Source organism: Flavobacterium olei, assembly GCF_039749035.1.
Lineage (GTDB): Bacteria > Bacteroidota > Bacteroidia > Flavobacteriales > Flavobacteriaceae > Flavobacterium > Flavobacterium olei.
This window is the reverse complement of sequence record NZ_JBDKWC010000006.1, coordinates 410455-420675: the sequence shown is the minus strand read 5'-3', so window position 1 is coordinate 420675 and position 10221 is coordinate 410455. Positions and strand designations below refer to the sequence as shown.

General features: G+C 33.7%; 10 protein-coding genes, 1 tRNA gene and 1 rRNA gene. 7 read left to right on the top strand and 5 right to left on the bottom strand.

Annotated features, from left to right (window positions below):
- From rrf to ABEB31_RS17895, 5 genes are all read left to right on the top strand, one after another.
- Positions 1-74 (top strand): 5S ribosomal RNA (rrf, locus tag ABEB31_RS21700); the annotation flags it as partial.
- Between the two features lie 291 nt (positions 75-365).
- Positions 366-929 carry a Crp/Fnr family transcriptional regulator gene (locus ABEB31_RS17910; RefSeq protein WP_347053018.1) on the top strand — a complete coding sequence of 188 codons (564 nt, stop codon included), beginning with the start codon at positions 366-368 and terminating at the stop codon, positions 927-929.
- Between the two features lie 64 nt (positions 930-993).
- Positions 994-1767, top strand: a complete 774-nt coding sequence (lpxA, locus tag ABEB31_RS17905) for an acyl-ACP--UDP-N-acetylglucosamine O-acyltransferase (protein WP_347053017.1) — start codon at positions 994-996, stop codon at positions 1765-1767.
- Between the two features lie 201 nt (positions 1768-1968).
- The gene (locus tag ABEB31_RS17900) at positions 1969-3051 is read left to right on the top strand and encodes an acyltransferase family protein (protein WP_347053016.1); all 1083 of its coding nucleotides are present in this window, start codon (positions 1969-1971) and stop codon (positions 3049-3051) included.
- Between the two features lie 252 nt (positions 3052-3303).
- Entirely contained in the window at positions 3304-3666 is a 363-nt protein-coding gene (locus tag ABEB31_RS17895) for a MerR family transcriptional regulator (RefSeq protein ID WP_347053015.1), read from the top strand.
- 250 nt (positions 3667-3916) lie between these two features.
- On the opposite strand, the gene ABEB31_RS17890 is transcribed toward ABEB31_RS17895, so the two are convergent.
- Positions 3917-3991 (bottom strand) — tRNA-Val (locus tag ABEB31_RS17890).
- A gap of 178 nt (positions 3992-4169) precedes the next feature.
- A complete protein-coding gene (locus ABEB31_RS17885; protein WP_347053014.1) occupies positions 4170-5396 on the bottom strand; it encodes a bifunctional folylpolyglutamate synthase/dihydrofolate synthase in 1227 nt (408 codons plus the stop codon).
- Between the two features lie 131 nt (positions 5397-5527).
- Between ABEB31_RS17885 and ABEB31_RS17880 the strand changes: the two genes are divergently transcribed.
- Together ABEB31_RS17880 and ABEB31_RS17875 are read left to right on the top strand one after the other, a co-directional pair.
- A complete protein-coding gene (locus ABEB31_RS17880) occupies positions 5528-6220 on the top strand; it encodes a MotA/TolQ/ExbB proton channel family protein (protein ID WP_347053013.1) in 693 nt (230 codons plus the stop codon).
- A 3-nt stretch (positions 6221-6223) separates the two neighbouring features.
- Positions 6224-6619 (top strand): ExbD/TolR family protein, encoded by a 396-nt coding sequence (locus ABEB31_RS17875; RefSeq protein WP_347053012.1) that lies wholly within the window; start codon positions 6224-6226, stop codon positions 6617-6619.
- Between the two features lie 337 nt (positions 6620-6956).
- Here the strand turns inward: ABEB31_RS17875 and ABEB31_RS17870 are convergent, their stop codons facing one another.
- The 3 genes from ABEB31_RS17870 to ABEB31_RS17860 all read right to left on the bottom strand — a co-directional run bounded on the left by ABEB31_RS17870 (position 6957) and on the right by ABEB31_RS17860 (position 10073).
- A complete protein-coding gene (locus tag ABEB31_RS17870; RefSeq protein ID WP_347053011.1) occupies positions 6957-7856 on the bottom strand; it encodes an energy transducer TonB in 900 nt (299 codons plus the stop codon).
- A gap of 274 nt (positions 7857-8130) precedes the next feature.
- A complete protein-coding gene (locus ABEB31_RS17865; protein WP_347053010.1) occupies positions 8131-9357 on the bottom strand; it encodes a Glu/Leu/Phe/Val dehydrogenase dimerization domain-containing protein in 1227 nt (408 codons plus the stop codon).
- Positions 9358-9497: 140 nt separating this feature from the next.
- Complete coding sequence (locus ABEB31_RS17860) at positions 9498-10073, bottom strand: chalcone isomerase family protein (protein ID WP_347053009.1); 576 nt, start codon at positions 10071-10073, stop codon at positions 9498-9500.
- Between the last annotated feature and the right edge of the window lie 148 nt (positions 10074-10221).

The window sequence follows — 10221 nt, the reverse complement described above, 5'->3', positions numbered from 1 at the left end:
TCCCGAACAGAGTAGTTAAGCCCGCCTGCGCAGATGGTACTGCAGTATTGTGGGAGAGTATGTCGTCGCCTTTCTTTGAAAACCCCTATCCCAACGGATAGGGGTTTTTTCGTTTTATCCTGATTTTAATCTTAAGAAAACTCTCTAGCAATATTGATAAATATAATTTTTTATCCCAGTAAATCTTTCTTATGATAAGCCAGCTAACTTTGATCTTCAACTTCGAACTTTTCTTTTAGCAATAGCATACGATTTATTTTGTTGCAATGTTGTTTAATATTAGTATACTACGATATATATTAATTGAATAGTTTTGGAAGCCATTACCATCAATATTTATTATATTTGGTATTTATGTGATCAATATGAAGGCATTAATTCTTTTAATTAATAATTTTGTAAAATTAGATGTAGATACAACCTCTGAAATTAAAAAATATTTCAGAGAAGAAAGATTTAAAAAAAACGATTTTGTTATACAAGAAGGTAAAATTTGTGATAAAATTTTTTTTATTAAATCTGGTGCTGTTAGAAGATTTTGTATAGAAGACGATTGCGAAGTGACCAAATGGATATACACTGATAATCAATTTGTCACTTCTTTAAGTAGTTTTTTTGAGCAAAAGCCTTCTTTTGAGAACTTTCAAACCTGTGAGGATAGCATATTGTATGCTCTTTCTTACTCCGACGAGCAAATCCTGCTGCAAAATCCATTATTTTTAAGATTTCATGTTAAGTTACTTCGTAATTATCTTTCCCGTATCAATGAATTTAATCACAGTTTTCGTGTGATGAATGCTGAGAAGAAATATTTATTCCTCTTAAAATCATTTCCGCAAATTATTCAGAAAGCCAAGTTAAAGCATATTTCTTCCCTCATTGGCGTTAGCCAGGAAACTTTGAGTAGAATTAGAGCCTCGATTATTTGATATTAGGTCAAGGAATATCATTCATTTTTTTTTAATTTTTGTGTTTATTTTAAAACATGAAAAATTGAAAAATACTTTTGTTCACGAGGATGCTATAATTGGAAATAATGTTGTTATTGGAAATTGTGTTAATATTGAAAATGATGTCATAATTGGAAAAAACACTCAAATTGGAAACAATGTGGTAATATTAAGAGGATCCAGAATAGGTGAAAACTGTCAAATTCATTCTAATGCCGTTTTAGGAGGAATTCCTCAAGATCTAAAATATGAAGGCAAATACACTTACTTAGAAATTGGCAATAATAATATTATCAGGGAGTTTGTCACAATTAATAAAGGAACTGCTTCTAAGGGTAAAACTTACATTGGAAGCTATAATTTAATTATGTCTAATGCACATATTGGTCATGATTGTTTTATTGGTGATCATTGTGTTATAGGATTTAGTGTTGGAATGGCTGGCGAAGTCACAGTCAAAGACTGGTCAAATATTAGTGGTTTGACTGCTATACATCAGTTTTCGATTATTGGTGAACACGCAATGATTAGTGGCTTAAGCCGAGTAGTTAAAGATGTTCCTCCTTTTATAACTGTTGGCCATGATCCGTTGCGTTATGTGGGAATAAATACTGTAGGACTAAAAAGGAGAAACTTTAGCTCTTATAAAATTGATGAATTGAAAGGAATCTATAGGATTCTATTTCAGGAGAAAAGAAATACAAAGTTTGCTTTAGAATTGATTGTAGATAAGTTTGATAAGACCTTAGAAAGAGATATGATTATAGATTTTGTTGTCGAATCAAAAAGAGGAATTGTTAAAGGTTCTGAGTTTTAAATATTGCAGTTAGTTAATTCGGTTATTGTCAAAAATACTTTTCGCTCTCAGGTTACTTATAAATAGCCCATGCCAAGTCCGCTTCCATTGTTTCTGTATATGAAAAGCCAGGCTCATACTAATCTAATTTTGATTTCAATATTAATTTGTAGAACTTGCGTCAAGATGTACTGAACTAATAACTACGATTATTGTAATTAAATGAATATACCAAACAATTCTGCAGCGGTTCTTAATACAAGACAACATTTTGAAATTTTGAACGGATTAAGAGGCATTGCTGCTTTCGCTGTTGTCATATTTCATTTTATGGAATGGATTTATACTGATCCAGGTAAAAATTTTATTGGTCACGGTTTTCTGGCTGTTGATTTTTTCTTTTGCCTATCGGGTTTTGTAATTGGATATGCGTATGATGACCGGATAAAAAAAATGGGTCTTCGTAATTTTTTTCTAGCAAGAATAATTAGATTGCATCCTTTAGTATTAGCAGGATCTATCTTAGGATTGTTAGCTTTTTTGCTTGATCCTTTTGGTGGTCATCTGGAATTATACAGTTCTGCTAAAATTGCGCTTACATTTATATGTTCGATATTTCTGATTCCTCTTCCTGTAATTGCAGATCGCGGATTTAACTTATTTAGTTTAAATGCGCCAGCATGGTCTCTTTTTTGGGAGTACGTAGCGAATGTTGTCTACGCATTTATTCTCTACAGAACTGGTCGTAGCTATTTAATTTTACTTACAATTATTTCCGCAGGTGCAATTTGCTATGTCGGTTATACTTCAGGTAATTTATTAGGTGGCTGGAGTGGGCCAACTTTTTGGGATGGCTGTGCTCGAATATCGTATTCTTTTTTGGCAGGATTGCTTATTTACCGATCTAATTGGATTGTAAAAAATAGATTAGGATTTATTGGGTTGACAATCTTATTATTAATGGCTTTTGTAATACCTTTTTCGAAGTGGAATTGGATTTTAGAACCCTTAGTTGTGCTGTTCTACTTTCCTTTATTGGTTTCTCTAGGTGCGGGAGCGGTTTTGAAACCACAATTAAAAAAGTTTTGTGTCTTCTCCGGTAATATTTCCTATCCATTATATATGACGCATTATGCATTTTTATGGATGTTTGGAAATTATTATACAAATTATAAACCAGACACAACGGAATTAACTTTAATTGTAATAACCTCTGTCGTTTTACTTGTTGTATTTGCTTATTTAGTGATGGTATTATATGATATTCCATTAAGAAAATATTTAAACAGTAGAAGAAAAATTTAAGAAACGGACTTCAACTAGCAGGTAATTATAGATTTTTTTAATTACGAGTATTATTCCCGGTTATTTGGATGAATTGAAATTTTTTAAAGTTTCGGTTACTAATTGAAATTGATGCTGTTAATCCTTTCATCTACATATTTTTTGATTCCTTTTAAATATATAACATTAAATCTAAATAGAAATTTAATACCTTTGTAAGGTAAAGCATAGACTATACTCTATGGTTTATGCCTCGAATTAAAACTTTAAATTATGTTAATAAACGAATTATCAAAGAGATCCGGTCTCTCAATACATACAATTAGATATTATGAAAACTTAGGTTTGATTCAGGGGATTTCTGATGAAAAAGTAAAATCTAATAATTACAAAAGTTATGATGAAAATGTTATTGAGCGTTTGGAGATAATAATTGAAGCTAAAGAAGTGGGGTTTACCTTAACGGAGATAAAAAAGATATTAATTGCCTGGTTCGAAAGTGTAGATTCGAAGCCGGAAACGCTTGAGCTTTTTCAGGCTAAAATAAAAGAGATTGATGTTAAAATGAAACATTTCAGACAAACCAGAAAGCTTCTTGAAGAAGTATGTGCCAAACTTCAAAATGATAGCCTTTAATTTTTTGTTTCCCTTTTGTGAAAGTTATGTAGTTCGGTATTCGTAGTTGTAAACTGCCTTCTTCTTCTTATTATTATCATTTTCTGTAAAATCTTTACTATCTGATGTGTCTAAGTCCTTCTTTTCAATAAAAGTAATAAAATATGAAATTGCTATTTGTCAGCTAAAAAAAATCTAAACAGTAATTCAGTGAAATGTACTAAAACAAAAAACTCCAAAATCAAATGACTTTGGAGTTTTTGTAATTCTGTGGGCGATGAGGGGTTCGAACCCCCGACCCCCTCGGTGTAAACGAGGTGCTCTGAACCAGCTGAGCTAATCGCCCTATTTTACTAGGTTGCTATCGTTTGTGATTGCGAGTGCAAATATACGCTTGTTTTTGAGTTCTGCAAAGAATTTAGAAGAAAAAATAAAACTTTTTTTAAAATAAATTATATCTCCCTGTTTATGAATTTGTTATTAAAACGAAATTTTTTAAATTTTTTTTAAATTCAAAATACATTTTAACCTAAAGGCAATTCCGCCACTACAAAAGTGCTTCCGCCAACGTAAATAAAATCATTTTCTGTGGCATTTCTCTTTGCTTCCGCGAAAGCGATTGCAACAGAATCGTATTTTTCTCCAATTAAATCATATTTTTTTGCCTCTGTTTGTAAAATTTGAGTGCTTAAGCCGCGTGAAGAATCTGGTTTGCAGAAATAGTATTTGGCATCTTTTGGAAATAAAGGTAAAACAGAATCCAGATCTTTATCATTGACCACGCCCAAAACGATATGGAGATTTTCGAAATTTTCATTTTTAAGCTGATTCATTACAACAACCAATCCGTGTTTGTTATGTGCGGTGTCACAAATTATTTTCGGACTTTCTCCTAATTGCTGCCATCTACCTTGTAATCCTGTATTTTTAACAACATTGAGCAAACCTTCTTTTAAGTGTTCGGTTGAAATATTAAAATCAGTTTGATTGTTCAAAATGAAAATTGTTTGTTGAACAGTTTTTTTGTTATGAAACTGATAATCGCCAATTAAATCAGATAAATAAATTTGGTCAATCAAATCAGAGGCGAATGAAATTGGAGCGTTATTTTCTTTGGCTTTAGCCAAAAAAACAGGCTTTGTTTCAGCTGTGTATTCACCAATGACAACAGGAATATTTGGTTTAATAATTCCGGCTTTTTCTCCTGCAATTGCCTCTAATGTATTTCCTAAAAATTGTGTATGATCTAAGCCAATATTAGTAATTACAGAAACCAACGGCGTTATAATATTGGTTGCGTCGAGTCTTCCGCCAAGACCCACTTCAATAATGGCAATATCTACTTTTTCTGCAGAAAAATAATCAAATGCCAGCCCAACCGACATTTCGAAGAAACTCATGTCATTGGCTTCAAAAAAAGATTTGTGGCTGGCAATAAATTCAATCACAAAATCTTCAGAGATTTCCCTGCCGTTTATTTTTATGCGCTCTCTAAAGTCTTTTAAATGCGGCGACGTGTATAAACCTACTTTATAACCTGCTTCCTGAAGAACAGAAGACAACATGTGAGAAGTAGAACCTTTGCCATTTGTTCCCGCAACATGAATGCATTTTAACTCATTTTGCGGATTGTCAAGATGAGCTGCCAATAATCTGATATTCGTTAAATCTTCCTTGTATGCCGAAGCGCCCTGCAATTGGTACATTGGAAGCTGATTAAACATCCAATTGGTAGTCTCCTGATAGTTCATTTATTTTAGATAAAATGGTTGTCGATTGAAATAAATTTCGATTTTTGTAGTTTAATATTACAGCGAAAATTATCTTTATTGCAAATTTCAAATATTTTTTAGAATTAATTATTAAAAACCAGAATTAATATATGTTTAGTTTTATTCAATTACAAACAGATACAATCGCAAACGCTTCAAATGTGGTGATCGAGAAGATTGCGCCAGAAAACGAAATTTCAATGTTTGGGTTTATAATGAAAGGTGGAGTTTTCTTAATTCCGATTGCGATTTTATTGTTTTACACTATTTACGTGATTTTTGAACGTTATATGTACATCAGCCGTGCCTCAAAAATTGATGGCAGGTTAATGCAGGATGTCGCAGATAAACTGCATTCTGGAAATATTGAATTAGCGAGAACAATAGTAGAAAGAAGTAATACTGCAGCCGGAAACATTTTAAAAGAAGGCGTTTTAGTAATTGGAAGACCAATTGCCGAAATCGAATCGAATATGGACCGCGCCGCAGATATCGAAATTGGCGAAATGGAGCGCCATTTGGGTCATCTCGGACTTATTGCCGGTATTGCGCCAACTTTAGGTTTCATTGGAACAATTTCCGGGGTTATCAAAATTTTCTACAGCATTTCGGTTACAGAAAATATCAGTATTGGAAACATTTCGGGAGGTTTATACGAAAAAATGATCAGTTCCGGATCGGGTCTTATTGTGGGAATTATTGCTTATAGTGCTTACCACTTACTAAACGGAAAAATTGATGATTTTGCTTTAAAAATTCAAAAGCAAATTTTAGAATTTGTCAACATAATTCAAAGAGCATAAACTATGTCTATTAAAAGAAAAAGAAGATTTCACGCAGAAGTAGCGACTTCATCTTTGAGCGACATTATGTTTTTCCTGCTGTTGTTTTTCTTAATTATCTCAACACTGGCAAATCCGAATGTAATTAAGATGACGTTGCCAAAAGCGAAATCTAACGAGAAAACCAATAAACAATTAATAAGTTTATCGGTTACAGAAGATAAAAAATTTTACATTGACAAAGAACCAGTAGATTTTGAAAATCTGGAAACTTCTTTAATGTCAAAAATAGGAACCGATAAAGAACAAACAGTCGTGGTTCGAATTCCGTTTAATCTGCAAGTCCAGGATTTAGTAGATGTTTTGCAAATCGGAGTAAAGAACAATCTGAAGTTTGTAATTGCAACCAGTCCGAAATAATTACGATTAGGGCGTGACCCCAATAAAGAAAATGGGCCAATCAGCATAACGTTGATTCGCCCATTTTTTTATTGCGGTCGGGCTATCCATGCTACTTCGGTAGCTTATTCCTATCCCTCACGCGAAAAAAAGAAATTTCACGTAGCAACTGTCATTCTCAACGAGGTCACAGGACACGTAGTAATTCTCAAAGGAAATCACTAATTCGGTAGGCTTATGGCATGTTCTTCGACTTCACTCAGGATGGACAAAATAATATCGAGAATTCATTATTGATGAAAAAAGGCTTTCTGAGAATTGCAGAAAGCCTTTTTATATTTTTATAAATTGTTGAATTTTAATCTAGACTAAAATTATAAATAATTTTACCAACCTGTTTGGCTGCAGCATTTGCGTCTGCAGACCATTTTGTGTTCAGTGCAGCAATTTTAGCTTGTTCCAGTAAACAACTCGCTGTATTGGTCGTTCCTTTTACTCCTGCTGTAGCACTAATGGTTTTCCCATTTTGGTCAACCGTTACTTCTACAACTACTTTTCCTTCTTCGTTACAAGTATATTTTGGTGCAGGTTTAGATAGTGCTTTTCTTCCGTTTAGCGAATATCCTGATCCTCCGCCAGAACCACCACCGCTTCCGGCTCCGTAACCGCTTCCGGTGCCAATGCCATTTCCGGTTCCGTTACCGCCGCCGGTTCCTCCACCAGAACCTCCAGATCCGTAATAACCATTTGAGTTTAAACTTCCGCCGGCTTTCCCTTTATTGCCAGATACTTTATCATCTCCGTCTCCACCTTTGTTAGAACCTTTCATAATATTTGCCAAAGCATCATTTGTTGAGTTAGATACTTTTGGCTTTGCAGGAACAGGTTTCGGTTCTACTTTTACAGGTGTAGGTTTCTTAGGTTTTTCTTTTGCCGGAATTACAACATCATTGTCTGTCGTTGTATTCTCCTGCGTAATAATAGCATCGTCCGGTGTTGCTTTTGCGGGAGTAACTTTTGCATTGTTTTTTACTTCCAAAACTTCACTTTTATAATTGGCTCCGGAACCTAAATCACTGTCTCCAAAGTTTACTGTAACGCCACCGCCACCTCCGCCGCCATCTGTAAGCGCAACATTATTTTCAGGATTATATGGAGGCCAAAAACGTATAAAGAACAGCAATAAAATAATTGCCGCATAAATAGCAGTTGTGATTAGTAACGATTTCTTTTTATCCGAAGAAATTGTGAAACTCATTTTGATTCTGAATTTTAAAAGTGTATTAAATAAAAACGTTTAAAAGTAGTAAAAATTGTTTAGAATGGAAGTAACGAAGTGATTTAACCGCAAAGTTTCCTAAGCTGTTTTTTTATTCTCGCAAAGTCGCGAAGTCGCAAAGAAAACTTAAAAAAAAGAAAACTTTGCGACTTCGCGACTTTGCGAGAAATAAGTTAGACTCGTTTGCGTACCTTATGCTAAAAAAAAAACGAGCCAAATACAATTTGACTCGTTTATAATAAAGTATAAAAAATTATACTAATTGTTTCAATGCAATTTCAAAAGCAGTTGCACTGATATTTGTTTTAGAAGAATTCAAACCGTGAGCTTTTACAATTGCATTTTTGATGGTTTCAGAAGTATCATTAAAAATAGCTTCGTCGGTCATTTGAACTTTTTTCTCCATAAAATAAGCAAAAACCCTTGCCATTCCACAGTTTGAGATAAAATCCGGAATCAAGCTGACTTTTCTGTCTACTTCTTCCATAATCGATCCGAAGAAAATTTCTTTATCAGCAAAAGGAACATTCGCTCCGCATGAAATTACTTCTAATCCATTTGCAATCAGGCTGTCAATCTGAGCCTGAGTAACCAGTCTTGAAGCAGCACATGGAGTGAAGATTTCAGCACCAATCGTCCAGATTTTAGAATTGATTTCCTCAAACGGAATCATATTTTGAGCCACTAGTTTATTTCCGTCCTTATTTAAAAACAACGTTTTGATTTCTTCAAAAGAAAAACCTTCTTCCTGAATCAATCCGCCATCACGATCGATAATTCCGATTACTTTTGCTCCCATTTCTGCCAGATAAAAAGCAGCTGCAGAACCCACGTTTCCGAAACCCTGAACAATGGCTTTCTTGCCTTTTATATCTCCACCGTAAGTGGTATAAAAATGACGAACCGCTTCTGCAACACCAAAACCGGTAATCATATCGGCAACGGTATATTTTCTGGTTACATCTGGTGAAAACTTAGGATTTTCAATTACCTTGATAACACCTTGACGCAATTGACCGATTCTGTTAATTTTATCAGCTTCTGTCGGTTTAAAATGTCCGTTAAAAACACCTTCCTGCGGATGCCAAACACCACATTCTTCTGTCATCGGAATCACTTCATGAATTTCATCAACATTCAAATCTCCGCCCGTTCCGTAGTAACTTTTCAACAAAGGAGAAACTGCTTTGTACCAACGTTGTAAAACGCCTTTTTTGCGAGAATCATTAGGATCAAAATTTATTCCAGATTTGGCTCCGCCAATAGCAGGGCCTGAAACAGAGAATTTAACTTCCATAGTCTTGGCCAATGACAAAACTTCGTTCATGTCTAAGCCTTTTCTCATTCTTGTTCCTCCACCTGCAGCTCCTCCGCGAAGTGAATTAATAACAGTCCACCCTTCGGCTTCTGTTTCTGAATCTTTCCAATTAAAAACAATTTCAGGGACCTTGTTTTCAAATTGTTGTAATAAATCTTTCATTTTGTTGTGATATGTTTATTTTGCGTAAATGTATAAAATAGAATAATGCGAATAATGTATTTTGATTCAAAATTTAGCAATCAAAAGAAAGCCGAAAACAATTTGCTTTCGGCTTGATATTTTATAACGGGTGTTAAGTATTACATTCCCAATAAATTCTTTTTCAAAGTTTCGTCAACGGGTTTATCAGAAAGCCAGATTCCAAATAATGCTTTTTTGAAATCAAATCCGGGTACTTTTCCTTTCAAAACTTCATTTTTAGAAACATAAATATTTTGATCTAGAGGATTATATGCCAATATAAAAACATCTTTTTCTGTAATTGCATCACTTAGATAATTTTTTAACTGCTCAATCCTTGGACGTAATTGTTCCAGTTCTGCTCCTGCAGATTTTTCAAATCCGGCATTAATAGCTTTAGTCAGTTTGCTGGAAGAAACCATTGAAGAAGTGATTTCAATTCTGATAGCCATTTCTGTATCACTATCAATAATGAATTTAGGATCCTGACTTAACTGTGACAAATACAACGCCTGAACATATACTTCCAGCCACATTTTAGATCTTCCGCCTGCGCCATTTAATTGTAAAGTTTTGTTTTGAAATTCTATTTTTCGGGGTACTGTCACACCATTAACTTCTATATGAGTTTGTGCTGAAACTATCGAAAATTGTAAGCTTAAAAGGAGTGTAAGTAATAGTAAAATCTTTTTCATGTTTATCAATTTATTGTTTTTTGGTCAAAATTAATGTTAATTTCTCAATTTTTGACTCATTAAACCAATGTTTTTTTCTTGTTGATTTCACATTTATTTTCTGTATCACATTAAAAATCAAATTAGTAAGACTAAGTTTACGTAGTTT